This window comes from Actinomadura oligospora ATCC 43269 (assembly GCF_000518265.1).
In the GTDB taxonomy this organism is placed as follows: Bacteria; Actinomycetota; Actinomycetes; order Streptosporangiales; family Streptosporangiaceae; genus Spirillospora; species Spirillospora oligospora.
This window is the reverse complement of record NZ_JADG01000003.1, coordinates 354515-373424: the sequence shown is the minus strand read 5'-3', so window position 1 is coordinate 373424 and position 18910 is coordinate 354515. Positions and strand designations below refer to the sequence as shown.

Annotated in this window: 1 protein-coding gene (only partly in view); it reads right to left on the bottom strand. The window is 75.7% G+C overall.

Features of this window, described 5'->3' with window-relative positions:
- On the bottom strand, positions 1–18910 hold the 5' portion of the coding sequence (locus tag P696_RS42540; protein WP_034482711.1) for a non-ribosomal peptide synthase/polyketide synthase. 9470 nt of this gene lie to the left of the window's left edge; 18910 of the gene's 28380 nt are visible here — the first part of the coding sequence; it begins with the start codon at positions 18908–18910; the stop codon falls past the left edge of the window.

The window sequence follows — 18910 nt, the reverse complement described above, 5'->3', positions numbered from 1 at the left end:
GGGTGCGGAGCACCTCGTGCCGGGCCACGACGAGCCCGAGGGCGGCGCGCAGGGCCGCCACGTCCAGGTCGCCGGGCAGGCGCAGCGTGATCGGGAGGTTGTACTCCGACGATCCGGGGTCGAGCTGCGCCAGGAACCAGAGCCGCTGCTGCGCGAACGACAGGGGCAGCAGGCCGTCGCGTTCGACGGGGACGACCGGCGGGGCGGCGGCGGTCGTGCGCGTCCCGGCGTCGACGAGCCGGGCCAGGCCCGCGACGGTCCGCTCGTCGAACAGCGCGGACAGCGGGAGTTCGACGCCGAGGGCGGCGCGGACGCGTGAGACGACCCGCGTCGCCAGCAGGGAGTGGCCGCCGAGCGCGAAGAAGTCGTCGCGGACGCCGACCCGGTCGACGCCGAGCACCTCGCACCAGATGCCGGTGAGGACGTCCTCGGTCACGGTCCGCGGGGCGACATGGGATCCGCCGGTGGCGAGACGGCCGCCGTCCGGGGCGGGCAGCGCGGCGCGGTCGGTCTTGCCGTTCGGGGTGAGCGGGACGGACGCCAGCTCCACGAACACGGCGGGGATCATGTGCGCGGGAAGGGTCTCGGCGAGGAAGGCGCGCAGCTCGTCCACGCCGGGCACGCCGCCGGGCGCGACGCCGCCGTCCTCCGCCGGGACGAGGTAGGCGGCGAGCCGCCGCTCGGCCTCCTCGCCGAACGCGGTGACCACGGCGGCGGCGACGCGCGGGTGGGCGCGCAGCGCGGCCTCGATCTCGCCGGGCTCGATCCGGAAGCCGCGCACCTTGACCTGGTGGTCGACGCGTCCGAGGAACTCCAGGTGCCCGGACGCCAGCCATCGGACGCGGTCGCCCGTCCGGTACAGGCGTGAGCCGTCGCCCGCGAACGGGTCTGCGACGAACCGTTCCGCGGTGAGGTCGGGGCGGCCCGCGTAGCCGCGCGCCACGCCGTCCCCGCCGATGAACAGTTCGCCGGGGATGCCGACGGGCTGCGGGCGGAGCCGGTCGTCCAGGACGTGGACGCGGGTGTTGGCGATCGGCGCGCCCAGGTCGATGTCGTCGTCCGGCGCGACGGCGCGGACCGCGGACCAGATCGTCGTCTCGGTCGGCCCGTACAGGTTCCAGAGGCCGGCGGTGCGGGCGAGGACGTCCTCGGCCAGCGCGGCGGGCAGCGCCTCGCCGCCACACAGCGCGCGCAGGCCGGACGCGCCGGGCCAGCCGTCGTCCACGAGCATCCGCCACGTGGCCGGGGTCGCCTGCATGACCGTGGCGCCGCGCCGCTCGATCTCGGCGGCGAGGAGCGCGGGCGAACGGACGGTGTCCCGGTCGGCGATGACCAGCCGCGCGCCCGTGATAAGCGGCAGCCACAGTTCCAGTCCGGCGATGTCGAAGCCGAAGGTGGTGACGGCGAGCAGGACGTCTTCGCTGGTCAGGCCGGGCCGTTCGCGCATGGAGGCGAGGAGGTTGAGCAGGTTGCGGTGGGTGACGGCGACGCCCTTCGGACGGCCCGTCGAGCCGGACGTGTAGATCGTGTAGGCGAGCCGTTCCGGGGACGCGGCCAGGGGTGGCGGTGCGGACGCGGGCATGGCGGTGACGTCCGGGTCGTCCAGGGTGAGCGTGTCGCCGATGACGATCGAGACGTCCGCGTCGGCCGTCATGAAGGCGAGGCGGTCGGCGGGGAAACCGGGGTCGAGCGGAAGGTAGGCGGCCCCGGCCTTCCAGACGCCGAGGGCGGCTGCGACCAGGTCGGCTCCCCGCTCCAGGCGGATGCCGACGACCGTTTCCGGGCCGACGCCGAGGCCGCGCAGGTGGTGGGCGAGGCGGTTGGCGCGTTCGTCCAGGTCACGGTAGGTGAGGCTGGTCGTGCCGCACTCGACGGCCGTCGCGTCCGGGGTCTCGGCGGCGCGGGTGGTGACGAGCGCGTCCACTCCGGGAGCGTCGGGGACGGGGGCGGGCGTGGCGTTCCACTGTTCGGTGGTCAGGCGCAGTTCGGCGGGCGGCGGGACGGTCACGTCGGCGAGCGTCCGGGACGGGTCGGCGGCGACCTGCTCCAGGATCCACGCGAGGTGCGCGACGATCCGCGCGGCGGTCGCGTCGTCGAACCGGGACCGGTGGTAGGCCGCGCCGAGGACGAGCTGCTCGTCGGGGGCGGCGATGATCGTGAGCGGGTAGTTGACCTGCTCGCGCGCGAAACCGGGGGCGGCCTCCAGCCTGCCGTCCGGGACGGAGGCGTCGTCGTCGCCCGCCGAACCGCCCGGGAACGGGTAGTTCTCGAACAGCAGGAGGCTCTCGAACAGCTGCGTGCCGGGCGCGAGCTCCGACCAGCCCTGGACCTGGACCAGCGGGGTGTGCTCGAAGCGGCGCGCGGCGACCTGCTCGGCCTGGAGGCCGGTGAGCCAGTCCAGGACGGGGCGTCCCGGTTCGATACGGGCGCGGAGCGGCGTGGTGTTGATGAACAGGCCGACCATGTCGGGAAGGCCCTCGGGTCCGGAGTCGCGTCCGGACGTCGTGACGCCGAAGACGACGTCGCCGGTGCCCGCGTACCGGGCGAGTAGCAGCGCCCACGCGCCCTGGACGAGGGTGTTCAGCGTGAGGTTGTTCCGGGCGGCGAGCGCGGTCAGCGCCTCGGTCGTGGCGCGCGGCAGGAGGGTCTGGTGGACGCCGTGGCCGTGCCCGCCGGTCGCGCGGTCGGCGCCGAGCGGGGTCGGGGCGGTGAACCCGGCGAGGCGGTCGCGCCAGTACCGTTCCGCCTCCGCCTCGTCGACCGTGCGCAGCCAGGCGACGAAGTCGCGGAACGGCGACGCGGGTTCGCGGACGGGTTCGCGTCCGGCCGTGTGGGCGGCGTAGGCGTCGAGGACGTCGCCGAGGACGATCGGGGCGCTCCAGCCGTCCAGCAGCAGGTGGTGGTAGCTCCAGACCATCTGGTGCTCGAGCGGCCCGAGACGCAGGACGGTCACCCGCATCAGGCTCGGCCCGCCCGGGTCGATGCCGCGCTCCCGGTCGCGGGCCGCCCACGCGCCGAGCGCGGCCTCCGGGTCGTCCGCGCCGGTCAGGTCGATGGCCTCGAAGGCCGGTACGGCGGTCTCGGTGATCGCGAGGAGGGGAACGGGCAGGCCGTCGTCGACGATACGGGCGCGCAGGACGGAGTGCCGGGCGAGCGCGTGATGCCAGGCGCGGCGCAGGACGTCCTCGTCCAGGTCGCCGTCCAGGGCCAGGCCGTTCTGGACGAAGTAGACGCCGGATCCGGGGGCGAGCCGCGTGTGGAAGAGCATGCCCTGCTGCATCGGCGTCAGCGGGTACAGGTCGCCGACCGGGACGTCGAGCCGCGCGAGGACGCGGTCCAGCGCGGGCTGGTCGAGGTCGGCGAGCGGGAAGTCGGACGGTGTCGCGCCGCGCGTCCCCGGCTCGCCGCAGTGGTCGATGAGCCCGGCGAGGACGTCCATGCAGCGGGCGGCGATGCGGGCGACGGTCGCACGGTCGTGGACGTCGCGGGAGAACGTCCAGCGGACGTCGAGGCGGCCGTCCTCGACCAGGCAGTTGATCTCGATGAGGTGGGCGCGCTCCCCCACGTCGGAGCGTTCGCGGCCGAGCGTCCAGGACTGCCGTTCGAACGGCTCGGCCCCGCCGGGAGCGGCGTCGCCCCCGCCGACGTCGTCGACCCGGCCGAGGTAGTTGAACACGACCTCGGCGCCCGCGTCGGGCAGGGCGTCCGCGCCCGCGTCGGGCAGCGCGTCCGCGAGGTGGCGGAGCAGGCCGTGGCCGAGTCCGCGCCTTGGCGCGGCCCGCAGCCGCTCCTTGGTGGTCTTGATCAGCGTCGGCGCGTCACCGGCGGTTCCGCCGAGCAGGACGGGGTGGAGGCTGGTGAACCAGCCGACCGTCCGGGACACGTCGATCTCCGGGCCGAGGTCCTCGCGTCCGTGGCCTTCGAGGTCCACGGGCACGGGACCGCCCGCCCAGGCGCCGAGGGTCGCGCCGAGCGCGGCGAGCAGGAGGTCGTCGACGCGGGCGCGGTAGGCGGCGGGCGCGCCCCCGAGCAGGTCGGCGGTGTGCGCGGCGGACAGGCGCGTCTCGACGGTCTCGGCGGACGCCAGGTCGTTGCTCCCGTCGGCGTGGTCGCGCGGCAGCGCCGTGGCGCCGTCGGTGACCGAGCGCCAGTGGTCGGCCTCCGCTGCGACCTCGTCGCCGGCCGCCAGCTCGGCCAGGGCCTGCGCCCAGCGCCGGAAGGACGTGGTCTTCGGCGGGAGGACGACGGCGTCGCCGCGTCCGGCCTGGGTGTGGGCGGTGGTGAGGTCTTCCAGCAGGATCCGCCAGGACACGACGTCCACGACGGTGTGGTGGGCGACGAGGAGAAGCAGCGGGACGCGTCCGCCCTCGATCGGGGCCGCGTCGAACAGAACGGCGCGGAACGACGGCCCGGTGGCCGGGCACAGGCTCCGCTGGGCACGCTCGGCCTCGGCGCGGAGCCGGTCCTCGTCCTCGTCCGCCAGGTCGATGATCTCGAGGACGTCGTCGTCGCCCGGTGGGGCGATGAAGGCGGTTCGCTCGTCCGAGACGAAGCGCAGGCGCAGCGCGTCATGGTGCTCGACCAGCGCTTTCAGCGCGGTGCGGAGCGCGGTCACGTCGGGTGAGGCGACGGTGAGGGCCGTCGACTGGTTGTAGTGGTGCGGCTCGGCGGGGCCGTGCTCGGCGAACCAGGCGAGGATCGGGGTGAGCGGGACGTCCCCGGTCACCGGGCCCTGCTCGGCGTCGGCGACGGCTCCGGCCGTGCCGACGTCGCGGGCGAGGGCGGCGAGGTCGGCGAGGGTCTGCCGGTCGAACACCTCGGCCGTGGTCAGGTGCAGGCCGTGCGCCCGCGCCCGCGCGACCATCTGGATGATGAGGATCGAGTCGCCGCCCGCGTCGAAGAAGTTGTCGTTCGCGCCGATCCGGTCGCGGCGCAGGACGTCGGCCCAGACCTCGGCGAGGATCCGCTCCGCGCGCGTGCGGGGTGGGACGTGACTGGTGTCCGCTTCGTCCCGGACGGCGCCCGGGGCGGGCAGCGCGGCCTTGTCGAGCTTGCCGCTGGGCGACATCGGCAGGGCCGTGACCTCGACGAACTCGGCCGGGACGAGGTGGGCGGGCAGGACGCGGCGCACCGCGTCCCGGAGCTCGCCCGCGGCGGGCAGGCCCTCCGCGCGGTCGGCCGGGACGAGGTAGGCGACCAGGCGGGCGCCGGTGCCGTCGTCGTCGCGTGCCACGACCGCCGCCGCCGCGACCTCCGGACGGGCGGTGAGCGCCGCCTCGACCTCGCCGGGCTCGATCCGGAAGCCGCGCACCTTGACCTGGTCGTCGACGCGCCCGAGGAACTCCAGGCGGCCGTCGGCCCGCCATCGGACGCGGTCGCCCGTCCGGTACAGGCGCGAGCCGTCGGCCGCGAACGGGTCGGCGACGAACCGTTCGGCCGTCAGGTCGGGGCGACCGCCGTAGCCGCGCGCCACGCCCGTGCCGCCGACGTACAGCTCGCCGGGGACGCCGACCGGGGTGAGGTCGAGGGACGAATCCAGGACGTGCACGCGGCTGTTGGCGATGGGCGTCCCGATCGGCGGCGCGCCGCCCTCGCCGGGCGTGACCTGCCCGGCCGTGGCGCAGACCGTCGTCTCGGTCGGGCCGTAGGCGTTGACGAGACGTCGGCCCGTGGCCCAGCGGTCGGCGGCGTCCCGGGGCAGCGCCTCCCCGGCGGTGACGAGCGTGGTGAGGCCGGTCAGGGCGCCGGGGTCCAGCGCCGGGAGCAACGACGGAGGGAGGGTGGCCATCGTCACCGCCCGCCGCTGGACCAGCCCGGCAAGCCGTCCGGGCTCCGCGCGCTCCTCCGCCGTGGCGACGACCAGCGCCGCGCCCGAGGTCAGCGCGAGGAGCGTCTCCCAGACGGCCGCGTCGAACCCGAAGGGCGCGAACTGGAGCACCGCGTCGTCCGGGGTGAGGCCGAACTCGCGCCGCTGCGCGTGCGCGAGGCTGACCGCGCCGCCGTGCGTGACCTGCACGCCCTTAGGCCGTCCGGTCGAGCCGGAGGTGTAGATCACGTAGGCGAGCCGTCCGGGATGCACCGGCCCCTCCGGCTCGGCGGGCGGGGTCGCGGCGATCAGCGCGGACGTGGCGGGGTCGTCCAGCTCGACCGTCCTGGCGCGGCCCGCGGGCAGCTCGTCCAGGACGTCGGAGTGCCCGACCAGCACGGACGCTCGGCCGTCGGCGAGCATGAACGCGAGCCGTTCGGCCGGGTAGGCGGGATCGAGCGGCAGGTACGCGCCGCCCGCGCGCCAGACCGCGAGCATCGCGGTCACCATGTCGACGCCGCGCGGCAGGCACAGGCCGACGACGGTCTCGGGGCCGACGCCGAGGGCGCGGAGGTGTCCGGCGAGACGGCCGGCGCGCTCGTCAAGCTCGGCGTAGGTGAGCTCGGTGTCGCCCGAGGCCAGGGCCAGCGCGTCCGGGCGGGCGGCGGCCTGCGCGGCGACCAGGTCGTGGACGCCCGCCGGCTCCGGTTTCCCGGGCCGTGTCCCGGCCCATTCGGCCAGCTCCGCGCGCTCGTCCGCCGGGACGAGCGGGATGCGGGAGAGCGGCAGCCCGGGGTCGGCGGCCACGGCGGCGACGACGGCCTGGACGTGCCCGACGATCCGCTCGGCCGTGGCGCGGTCGAACAGGTCGGTGCTGTACTCCAGGTGCCCGCCGAGCCCGTCGCCCGCGTCGCCGAACCGCAGGGTCAGGTCGAACCGCGCGACCGACGCGCCGAACGGCACGGGCTCGATCCGGACGCCGTCCAGCGCGGGCGGCGTCCCGCTGATGCGGTCGACGCCGAACATCACCTGGAACAGCGGGTGCCGGGAGCGGTCGCGTTCGGGCTGGAGCTCGTCCACGAGCTGCTCGAACGGGACGTCCTGGTTGGCGTAGGCGGCGAGGGCGCGTTCGCGGACGCGTCCGACCAGATCCCGGAACGCCGGGTCGCCGGACAGGTCGGTGCGCAGCACCAGCGTGTTGACGAAGAACCCGATGAGGTCCTCGGTCTCGGCGCGGCCTCGGTCGGCGATGGGCGTGCCGACGACGACGTCCTCGGCGTCCGCGTACCGGCCGAGGACGACGGTGAACGCGGCGAGCAGCGTCATGAACACCGTGGCCCCGGTGTCCAGGCCGACCGCGCGGATCCCGGCGGCGACGTCGTCCGGCAGGTCGAACTCGACCATGTCGCCGCCGTGCGTCCGGACGGCCGGGCGCGGACGGTCGGTCGGCAGCTCCAGCACCGGCGCCCCGGCGAGCCGGTCGCGCCAGTAGCCGAGCTGCCGGTCGAGGACGGCGCCGGTCAGCCACCGCCGCTGCCACACCGCGAAGTCGGCGTACTGGACGGGCAGCGGCGGCAGCGGCGACGGCTCGCCCCTCCGGAACGCCCCGTACAGGGCCTCCAGCTCGCCGCGCAGCACGCCGGTGGACCACTCGTCCGCGACGACGTGGTGCATGCAGAGCGCGAGGATGTGGTCGGACGGCCCGAGCCGCAGCAGCGTCGCGCGGATCGGCGGCTCGGCGGACAGGTCGAACGGGACGGCGGCGTCGTCCTCGACCCAGCGGACCCCCTCGGCCGCCGGGTCGTCGCGTCCGGCGAGGTCGACCACCGGGAGGACGGCCGGGGCGGGCGGCTCCACGACCTGGTGCGCGACGCCTGCCGCGTCCGCGACGAGCCGGGTGCGCAGCACCTCGTGGCGGGTGATGATCTCGCCGAGCGCGGCGCGCAGGGCGGCGGGGTCGAGCGGCCCGACGAACCGCAGCGCCATCGGGACGTTGTACTCCGGCGACCCCGGCTCGAGCTGCTCCAGGAACCAGAGCCTTTGCTGGGCGTACGACAGCGGCAGCGGACGGTCCCGGCCCACGGGCACGATCGGCGGGACGACCCCGCCGGACTCCGCGTCGCTCGCGTGACCGGCCTGGTCGATCACGCCGGACAGGGCGCGCGGAGTGGGGTGGTCGAACACGGCCGCGAGCGTCAGCTCGACGCCGAACGCCTCCCGGACGCGCGAGACGACCCGGGTGACCAGCAGCGAGTGCCCGCCGAGGGCGAAGAAGTCGTCGTCGGCGCCGACCCGGTCCAGGCCGAGCACCTGCGCCCAGATCCCCGTCACGGCCGTCTCGGAGGCCGTCTCGGGCGCGGCGAACCCGGCGACCTCCGGACGGGCCGCGTCCGGCGCGGGCAGCGCAGCCCGGTCGACCTTGCCGTTCGCGGTCAGCGGCAGCGCGGTGAGCTCCACGAACGCCGCCGGGACCATGTGGTCGGGCAGGAAGCCCCGCAGGTAGGTCCGCAGCTCACCGGCCGCCGGGACGCCCTCGGCGGGGTCGGCGGGCACGAGGTAGGCGACCAGACGCCGGTCTCCCCCGGCCCGCTCCTCGTCCGCGCGCGCGACGACCACGGCGGCGGCGATCCCGGCGTGCGCGATCAGCGCGGTCTCGATCTCGCCGGGTTCGACGCGGAACCCGCGGACCTTCACCTGGAAGTCGACGCGTCCGAGGAACTCCAGTTCACCCGCGGCCGTCCAGCGGGCGCGGTCGCCGGTGCGGTAGAGGCGGGAGCCGTCGGCGGCGACCGGGTCGGCGACGAACCGCTCGGCGGTCAGGTCGGGCCGTCCGACGTACCCGCGCGCGACGCCCGCGCCGCCGAGGTACAGCTCCCCGGCCGCGCCGACCGGGACGGGCCGCAGCCGCCGGTCCAGCACGTGCGCGCGCATGTTCCGCAGCGGACGCCCGATCGGGACGATGCCGCCGGTCAGCTTCGGCATCGCGTGGCTGGTGGCGAACGTCGTGGTCTCGGTCGGGCCGTACACGCTCACCATCCGCCCGGGACGGCCCAGGGTCAGGATCCGCCGCACGCTGGCCGGGTCGGTGACCTCACCGCCCGCCAGCAGGTGCCGGACGCCCCGGACGCTGTGCGGGGCCTCGGCCGCGAGCCGGTGGAACAGCGCGGTGGTCAGGAACACCACGGTGATCCCGCGCCGCTCGATCTCCGCCCCGAGGTCGCGCGGCCGGAGCAGCGTCTCGCGGTCGATCCCGGCGAGCAGCGCGCCGTTGGCGAGCGCGCCCCAGACCTCGAAGGTGGCGGCGTCGAACGAGGTGGTGGACGCCTGCGCCACCACGTCGTCCGGGCCGATCACGCTGTGGTCGTGCGCGGTGACCAGCGCGACGACGTCCCGGTTCCGGACGCCGATCCCCTTCGGACGTCCCGTCGAGCCGGAGGTGTACATCACGTACGCGAGGCCGTCCGGGTGGGCCGGGACACCGAGGACGGTGCCCGGTCGCGCCGCGATCCCGGCGACCGTGTCCGGATCGTCCAGCAGGACGACGGGACGTCCGGCATCAGCGGACGAACCGGACGGCGCGGTGCCTCCGCCGTCGGCGGGCGTCCCGGACGTCGCCGTGTCGGCGAACCAGCCGGTCGTCGCGGTTGTGCCGACGATGACGGCGGCGCGTCCGTCGTCGCACATGAAGGCGAGCCGGTCGGCCGGGTAGCCGGGGTCGAGGGGCAGGTACGCGCCGCCCGCGCGCAGCACGGCGAGCATCGCGACGATCATGTCGGGGCCGCGTTCGAGGCAGAGCCCGACGACGGTCTCGGGGCCGACGCCGTGGTCGCGCAGGTGGTGCGCGAGGCGGTTCGCCGACCGGTCGAGATCCGCGTACGTCAGCTCGTTCGCGCCGTAGGCCACGGCGACGGCGTCCGGACGTTCGGAGGCGCGTGCCGCGACCAGCTCGTGGACGCTCCCGACGTCCGGGATCGGCGCGGACGTGGCGTTCCACTCGCCGAGCAGCCGCCGCTCCTCGGCCGTGCCCGCCGGGAGGTCGGCGACGGGCCGTCCAGGATCGGCGGCGATCGCCTCCAGGACGGCCAGCAGGCGGGCCGCCAGCCGCCCGACCGTGTCCGGGGCGAACCGCGAACGGTCGTAGTACAGCGCGACCGACAGCTCCGGGCCGGGCCCGGCGACGACCGTGAGGGGGTAGCTCGGCTGCTCGCGGGAGAGGTTCTCGTCCAGCGCCAGCCCGTCGCCGGCCGCTCGTGCCCGGCCCTCCTCCAGCCGCTCGTCCGGGTAGTTCTCGAACAGCAGCAGGTACTCGAACAGCGGCCGCCCGGCGGGCACGTCGCTCCACACCTGCGCCTGGACGAGCGGGGTGTGCTCGAACCTGCGCGCCTCGGCCTGCTCGCGCTGGAGGCGCCGCAGCCAGCTCGCCACCGGCCGGTCCGGCTCCAGGCGGACCCGCGCCGGGGTCGTGTTGATCAGCAGCCCGACCATGGTCTCGACACCGGGCCGGTCGCCGCGCCCGGACGTCGTGACACCGAACAGCACGTCGTCGGTGTCCGCGTGCGCGGCCAGCACGGCCGCCCACGCGCCCTGGACGACGGTGTTCAGCGTGAGCCGGTGCCGCCGGACGAGCGCGGCCAGTTCGGCGGTCGCGTCCGCGTCGAGCCAGGACCGGTGGACGTCGTGCCCGGTGTCGCCGGTGGCGGTCTCGACGCCCAGGACGGTCGGCTCCTCGATGCCGCGCAGCCGGTCGCGCCAGTGCTCCTCGGCCTCGCCGAGGTCCTGCCCGGCGACCCACGCGACGTGCTCGCGGAACGGCCGGTGCGCGACGTGCGGCGGCCTTTCCCCCGCCCGCAGCGCGTGGTAGGCGTCGACCACGTCGCCGAGGACGATCGGGACGCTCCAGCCGTCCAGGAGCAGGTGGTGGTAACTCCACAGCACCTGGTGGCGGCGGTCGGCGAGCCTGACGAGGGTGAGGCGGGCGAGGGTCGGCGCGTCGAAGTCGGCGCCGCGCGCCCGGTCGGCGGCCAGGAGGTCGTCGAGCGCGGCCTCCTGGGCGTCCTCGTCCAGGGCCGTCCAGTCGAGTTCCTCCCAGGGGAGCGGCACCGTGCGGGACACGACGGCGAGCGGCGCCGGAAGGCCCTGCCAGACCACGGCGCTGCGCAGCACGGCGTACCGGGCGACGACCAGCTCCCAGGCCCGGCGGTAGGCGTCGAGGTCGACGTCGCCGTCCAGGAGCAGCCCGTTCTGGATCCAGTACACGCCGGAACCGGGCGCCATCGCCGAGTGGAGCAGCATGCCCTGCTGCAGGGCGGTCAGCGGGTAGACGTCCTCGACGTTCCGGCGGAAGCGGCCGTACAGGCCGTCGAGCGCCGCCCGCTCCAGGCCCGCGAGCGGGAAGTCGGACGCTGTGAAGCCGCCCGAGGACGGGTCGCAGCAGTGGTCGACCAGCGCGGACAGGGCGTCCAGGTGGCGGCGGGCCAGCGCGGTCACGGTCGCCTCGTCGTGGACCTCGCCGGAGTAGGTCCAGGCGAAGGTGAGGCGTCCGTCGCCGATCTGCCCGTTGATCTCGATGAGGTGGCTGCGGACGCCGGAGGCCGCCCGCTCCCGGCCCAGGCCGCCGTCCAGCGGGCGGAACGTCCCGCCGCCTCCGGCCGTGCCCTCGCCGCCGCCGTCGAGGCGGCCCATGTAGTTGAAGCTGATCTCGGCGGCGGGCGGACGCTCCTCCCCCGGACGCAGGAACCGCAGCAGGCCGTGGCCGAGGCCGCGCCGGGGCACGGCCCGCAGGTCCTCCTTCGTCCGGCGCAGCGCCGCGCCGAGGTCGCCGTGGGACGCGACGAGCGCGACGGGCGCGAAGGAGGTGAACCAGCCGACCGTCCGGGACACGTCGATCTCCGGGCCGAGGTCCTCGCGTCCGTGGGTCTCCAGGTCGACGACGGCGGTGTCGTGGCCGGTCCACTCCGTCAGGGCCGCGCCGAGGGCGGTGAGCAGGACGTCGTCGACGCGCGTCCGGTACGCGGCCGGGACGTCCCGCAGGAGCCGCCTGGTCTGCTCCTCGTCCAGGGTCACGTGGACGGCCCGGGCCGAGGCGACGGTGTTCGGGCCGTCGTGGTCGCGGGGCAGCGGGCGGACGGCGCTCTCGACCGCGTCCCAGTGCCCGGCCTCGGCGGCGGTCTCGTCGGTGGCGGCGAGCTCGGCCAGCCGTTCCGACCAGCGGCGGAACGAGGTCGTCTTCGCGGGCAGCCGGACGGCCTCGCCGCGCGCGGCCTGGTCGTAGGCGGTGGCGAGGTCCTCGAGCAGGATCCGCCAGGACACGACGTCCACGGCCAGGTGGTGGACGACCAGCAGCAGCACCCGCGAGCCGAACAGGACGCCCCGCAGGAGCGGCCCGCGCTCGATGTCGAGGCTCGCCTGCGCCTCGTCCGCCCTCGCCTCCAGATCGGCGTCCGGGACGGTCCAGAGCAGGTCGTCGTCGGCGGCGGGGGCGGCGTTCCGGGCCGTCCATTCGTCGCCGTACCGGACGTACCGGGAGCGCAGCGCGTCGTGCTGCGCGACGACGGCGCGCAGGGCGGTGCGGAGCGCGGCGACGTCGAGCGGGCCGTCGATCTCGACGGCGATGGACTGGTTGAAGTGCGACGGCTCGGGCAGGTCGCGGCCCAGGAACCAGCGCTGGACGGGCGACAGGGGGAACGCGCCGACGACCGGGCCCTGCTCGGCGTCCGCGGCGGACACGCGGGACGCGACCGCGGCGAGCCCCGCGACGGTCTGGTGCTCGAACATCTGCGCCGGGGTGGTGTGCACGCCGCCGGTCCGTGCGCGCGCGACGGCCTGGATGCTGACGATCGAGTCGCCGCCGAGTTCGAAGAAGTTGTCGTCCACGCCGACGCGGTCGAGGCCGAGGACCTCGGCCCACGCCTCCGCGAGCACCCGCTCGACGTCGGTGCGGGGCTCGGCGTACCGGCCGCCGAGATCGGGGCGGGCGCCGTCCGGGGCGGGCAGCGCGGCCTGGTCGATCTTGCCGTTGGGCGTCACCGGGAACGCGTCGAGGGCGACGAACGCCGCCGGGATCATGTGCTCGGGAAGCGTCGCCCCGAGGAGTCCGCGCAGCTCACCGGTGCCGGGCACGCCTTCGGCCGGGTCGGCGGGCACCAGGTAGCCGACCAGGCGGCTCCGCCCGCCGTCGTCGCGGACCACGACCACCGCGGACGCGACGCGCGGATGCGCGGCCAGGGCCCGTTCGATCTCGCCCGGCTCGACCCGGAACCCGCGGATCTTGACCTGCCGGTCGACGCGTCCGAGGTACACCAGCCGTCCGTCCGGACGCAGGACGACCAGGTCACCGGTGCGGTAGAGCCGTCCGCCGGACGCGTCGAACGGGTCGGGGACGAAGCGCTCGGCGGTGAGGTCGGGCCGGTGGGCGTACCCGCGCGCGACTCCCGCGCCGCCGAGGAACAGCTCACCGGGCACGCCGACCGGGACCGGGTTGAGGTTCCGGTCGAGCGCGTACGCGCGGGCGTTGGCGACCGGGCGGCCGATCGGGAGCCGTCCGGTCAGGTCGGGGTCGGTGTCGAGGACCGCGTACACCGTCGCCTCGGTCGGGCCGTAGGCGTTGATGAAGCGGCGTCCGCGCGCCCAGGCGCGGGCCATCTCCGACGAGCAGGGCTCACCGCCGGAGACGATGAGGCGGAGGTCCGGCAGGTCGTCCGGGTCCAGGCCCCGCATGGCGGTGGGCAGCATCTGCGCGACCGTGATCGCCCGGTCCCGCATCAGCCGTTGCAGGTCGGGCGCGGACCGGCGGGTCGGGCCGTCCGCGATGACCAGGTGCGCCCCGGCCGCCAGCGACGCGAAGACCTCGCTCTCGGCGACGTCGAAGCTGAACGACGCCATCTGCAGGCACACGTCGTCCGCGGTGATGCCGAGGTCGGCGCGCTGCGACACGACCATGTTCGCCATCGAGCGGCGCGAGACCGTCACGCCCTTCGGACGACCCGTCGACCCCGACGTGTAGATGATGTACGCGGCCTGCTCCGGATGCCGGACGCCCCACTCGGCGGGTGGCGGTTCGGCGGGCGGGGTGTCGGCGGGACCGTCCGGGTCGAGGCGGCGGACGCCGGTGACGCCCGGCACGGCCGCGCCGAGGAGGAGCCCCGCGCGGCTGTCCTCGATCATGAACGCGAGGCGTTCCGCCGGGTAGGCGGGGTCGAGCGGCAGGTACGCGCCGCCCGCCGCGAGCACGGCGAGCATCGCGGTGACCATGCCCGTGCCGCGTTCGAGGTGGAGGGCGACGACGGTGTCCGGGCCGACCCCGGCGGCGCGGAGGCGGCGGGCGAGGCGGTCCGCGCCGTCCAGCAGCTCGGCGTAGCTCAGGGTCTCGTCGCCGCAGGTGACGGCGGGCGCGGTGGAGCGGTGGACGGCGAGCAGCTCCGGGACGCTCTCGGCCGGTTCCGGCGCGCCGGTGTCGTTCCAGTCGCGGACGATCCGCCGGTGCTCGTCCGCGTCGAGCAGCGGCAGCGCCGACAGCCGCCGGTCCGGGCGTCCGGCGACCTCGGCCAGCAGCCCGGCCAGGTGGCGGGCCATCCGCTCGGCGGTGGCCTGGTCGAACAGGTCGGCGGCGTAGCCGAGGTCGAGCCGCAGCCCGGCGTCGTTCTCGGTGAAGGCGAAGGTCAGGTCGAACTTCGCGGACGCGACGGGCAGGTCCAGGCCCTCGGCGTCCAGCCCGGCGAAGGCCAGGTCGCTGACCGTGCCCCGGCCGTGCGTGATCATCACTTGGAACAGCGGCTGCCGGGACCGGTCCCGGCGCGGGGCGAGCGCGTCCACCAGCTGCTCGAACGGCAGGTCCTCGTGCGCGTAGGCGGCCAGGGCGTCCCGCCGCACGCGCGCGAGGACCTCGGCGAACGTCGGGTCGCCGGACAGGTCCACCCGCAGCGCGAGGGTGTTGGAGAAGAACCCGACGAGGTCCTCGGTCTCGGCCCGGTTCCGGTTCGCGACCGGGGTGCCGAGGACGACGTCGTCCTCGCCCGCGTACCGGCCGAGGAGCGCCGCCAGCCCGCCCAGGAGCAGCATGAACATCGTGGCCCCGGCGTCGCGGGCCACGCCCCGCAGACCCGCGGCGACCTCGTCCGGGAGGTCCAGCCCGACCTGGCCGCCCGCGGCGGACCGCACGGCCGGGCGCGGACGGTCGGTCGGCACGTCCAGGACGGGCGCCCCGGCCAGCCGGTCCCGCCAGTAGCCGATCTGGTCCTCCAGGACCTCGCTGCTCAGCCAGCGCCGCTGCCACACGGCGAAGTCGGCGTACTGCACCGGGAGCGGCGGCAGCGGCGACGGTTCGCCGTCCCGGAACGCCGCGTACAGGACGGCCAGCTCACGCGAGAACACGTCCGCCGACCAGTCGTCCGACACGACGTGGTGGAGCACCAGGAGCAGCGCGTGGTCGTCGTCGCCGAGCCGGAGCAGCCTGCCCCGGACGAGCGGACCGCGCTCCAGGTCGACCGGCGTGGCGGCCTCGGCGGCGGCCAGCTCGCGGGCGCGCCCGGCCGGATCCGGCTCGCCAGACAGGTCCGCCGAGGCCAGCGCGAACCCGGCCGGCGGGTCGACGACCTGGAACGCCTGCCCGTCGACGGCGACCAGCCGCGTGCGGAGCACCTCGTGCCGCTCGACGATGGCGTCCAGGGCGGCGCGGAGGGCGCCCACGTCGAGGGGGCCGCGCAGCCGCAGCGCGATCGGGATGTTGTACTCGGCCGATCCCGGCTCGAGCCGGTCCAGGAACCAGAGCCTCTGCTGCGCGAACGACGGCGGCAGCGGACGGTCCCGGCCGACCGGGACGATCGGCGGAGCGGGCGCGCCGGGGGCGGCGGCGTCGACCAGCGCGGCGAGCGCGCCGACGGTCGGGTGGTCGAACAGCGCGGCGAGCGGCAGCTCCCGGTCGAACGCCCGGCGCAGCCGCGAGATCACCTGGATCGCGACGAGCGAGTGCCCGCCGAGCGCGAAGAAGTCGTCGGCGACGCCGACCCGTTCCGCGCCGAGCACGTCCGCCCAGATCCCGGCGATGACCTCCTCGGTCGGCGTGCGCGGCGGCCGGAAGGACCCGGACGCGCCGGGGCCGGATCCGGACCCAGGGCCCGGCAGCGCGGACCGGTCGAGTTTGCCGTTCGGCGTGCGCGGGAGCTCCGCCAGCTCCACGAACGCGGCGGGCACCATGTACTCGGGCAGCGTCCCGCGCAGGTGTTCGCGCAGCTCGGCGGGGCCGGGCAGGCCGCCCTCGGGGTCGGCCGGGACGACATGGGCGACGAGCCGCCGGTCCTGGTCCGCGCCGTGCGCGACGACGACGGCCGCGCCGACGGCCGGGTGCGCGCGCAGCGCCGCCTCGACCTCGCCGGGCTCGATCCGGAAGCCGCGCACCTTCACCTGGTGGTCGGCGCGTCCGAGGTAGTCGAGCCCGCCGTCCGGACGCCGCCGGACGCGGTCGCCGGTGCGGTAGAGGCGGGAGCCGTCCCCGTCCGCGAACGGGTCGGCGACGAAGCGCCCGGCGGTGAGGTCCGGACGGGCGTGGTAGCCGCGCGCCACGCCTTCGCCGCCGATGAACAGCTCGCCCGCGACGCCGACCGGGACGGGTTCGAGCCGCTCGTCCAGGACGTACAGGCGGGTGTTGCCGAGCGGCTCGCCGAGGGTGACGTCGAGCGGCTTGCCGGGGGTGACGTCGAGAGGCTCGCCGGGGGTGGCGTCGCCGCCGGGCGCGATCTCGGCGCGGGCCGACCAGATCGTGGTCTCGGTCGGGCCGTACACGTTCCATAGGCCCGCCGTCCGGGACGCGAGCGACGCGGCGAGGTCGGGCGGCAGCGCCTCTCCGCCGCACAGCGCGCGCAGCCCGGACGAGCCGGGCCAGCCGTCGTCCACGAGCATCCGCCACGTGGCCGGGGTCGCCTGCATGACGGTCGCGGACGTCCGCTCGATCTCCGCGGCGAGCGCGGCGGGCGAGCGGACGGTGTCCCGGTCGGCGATGGCCACGCGTCCGCCCGTCCAGAGCGGCAGGAACAGCTCCAGCCCGGCGATGTCGAAGCCGAGCGTGGTGACGGCCAGCAGCGTGTCCTGGCTGCTCAGGCCCGGTCTGTCGGCCATCGTGGCCAGGAAGTTCACCAGGTTCCGGTGCGCGACGACGACGCCCTTCGGACGGCCCGTCGAACCCGAGGTGTAAATGACGTACGCGGCCTGGGCGGGCTCGGTCGCGGGGAACTCGGCGTCGGCGGGCCCGGCGTCGATCCGCCGCGCGGTGGACGCGTCGTCCAACCACACCCGCGTCCCCGCCTCCAGGTGACCGGCCACGCGCCGATGCCCGACCAACACGGAGGCGCCGCTGTCGGCGAGCATCGAGACGAGCCGGTCGTGCGGATACTCGGGATCGAGCGGGAGGAACGCGCCGCCCGCCTTCCAGACGGCCAGCAGGGTGACGACCAGGTCGAGGCCCCGGTCCAGGCAGACGCCCACGACGGTCTCCCGCGTCACACCCGATCCGCGCAGGTGCGCGGCGAGGCGGGTGGCGCGTTCGTCCAGCTCAGCATAGGTAAGCGACTGTTCGCCGTGGATGACCGCGACGGCCTCGGGGACGCTCGCGGCGCGTGCCGCCACGACCTCGTGAACGCCGCGCTCGGACGGCATCGGCATCGCCGTGTCGTTCCAGCCGTCGACGAGCGCGTGCCGCTCGTCCGGCGCGAGGATCGACAGGCGCGAGAGCGGACGATCCGGGCCCGCGGCGACCGCGTCGAGCAGGCGCAGCAGGTGGCCGGTCATCCGCTCGACGGTCGTCCGGTCGTACAGGTCCGCGCTGTACTCGAAGGCCCCTTCCAGCCAGCCGCCGCCGGTCTCGGCGAGGCCGAGCGTGAGGTCGAACTTGACCGTGGTCTGCTCGACGCCGAACCCGGCGGCGGTCAGGCCGCCGAACGCGATGTCCCCGTCCCCGCCGCCGCCCTCCGCGCCGAAGTCGAACAGGACCTGGAACAGCGGCGTCCGGGAGCGGTCGCGTTCGGGCAGCAGCGCATCCACGACCTGCTCGAACGGGACGTCCTGGTGGTCGTAGGCGTCCAGCGCGACCCGGCGGACGCGCGCGGCGAGCTCGGCGAACGTCGGGTCGCCGGACAGGTCGGCGCGCAGGACGAGCGTGTTGAGGAACAGCCCGATCAGGCCCTCGGTCTCGGCGCGGCCCCGGTTGGCGACCGGGGTGCCGACGACCACGTCGTCCTGGCCCGCGTACCGGCCGAGCAGGACCGCGAACGCCGTGAACAGGGTGATGAACGGCGTGGTGTTCGTCCGCCGCGCGACCTCCCGCAGCGCGGCGGCGGTCGCGTCCGGGACGGTGAACGGCACGACCCCGCCCGCCGCCGACCGGACGGGCGGACGCGGCCGGTCGGCGGGCAGTTCCAGCACCGGCGCCCCGGCCAGCCGGTCCCGCCAGTACGCCAGCTCGGCCGCCGCCGTCCCGCTCTCCAGCCAGTCGCGCTGCCAGAACGCGAAGTCGGCGTACTGCGCGGGCAGCGGCTCGAGCGGCGACGGCCCGCCGCGCCGGTACGCCTCGTACAGGACGCCCAGCTCCCGGTTCAGGACGCCGAGCGACCACTCGTCGCAGACCACGTGGTGCAGGCACATGCTGAGCACGTGGTCGTCCGGTCCGAGGACGACCAGCGTCCCCCGGATCAGCGGCCCGGCCGCGAGGTCGAACGGCGCGGTCGCGTCCGCGCGGACGATCCGCTCGGCCTCGGCGAGCGCGTCCGGACGTCCGGTCAGGTCGGCGCGTTCCAGGGCGAACGGGCCGGGCGGGTCGATCAGCTGGCGGGCGACGCCGTCGACCTCGACCAGGCGGGTGCGCAGGGCCTCGTGCCGCTCGACCAGCGCGTCGAGCGCGGCACGCAGGGCGGGCTCGTCCAGGTCGCCGGACAGCCGCACCGCGAGCGGCACGTTGTACTCGACCGACCCGGGTTCCAACTGGTCCAGGAACCACAACCGGCGCTGCGCGAACGACGGCGGCACCGGGCCGTCCGGGCGCCGGGCGGGCGCGCGCGAGGGCGGGGCCTGCCCGCGCAGGCGACGCTCCAGCAGTTCCCGCTGGGACTCGGAAAGCAT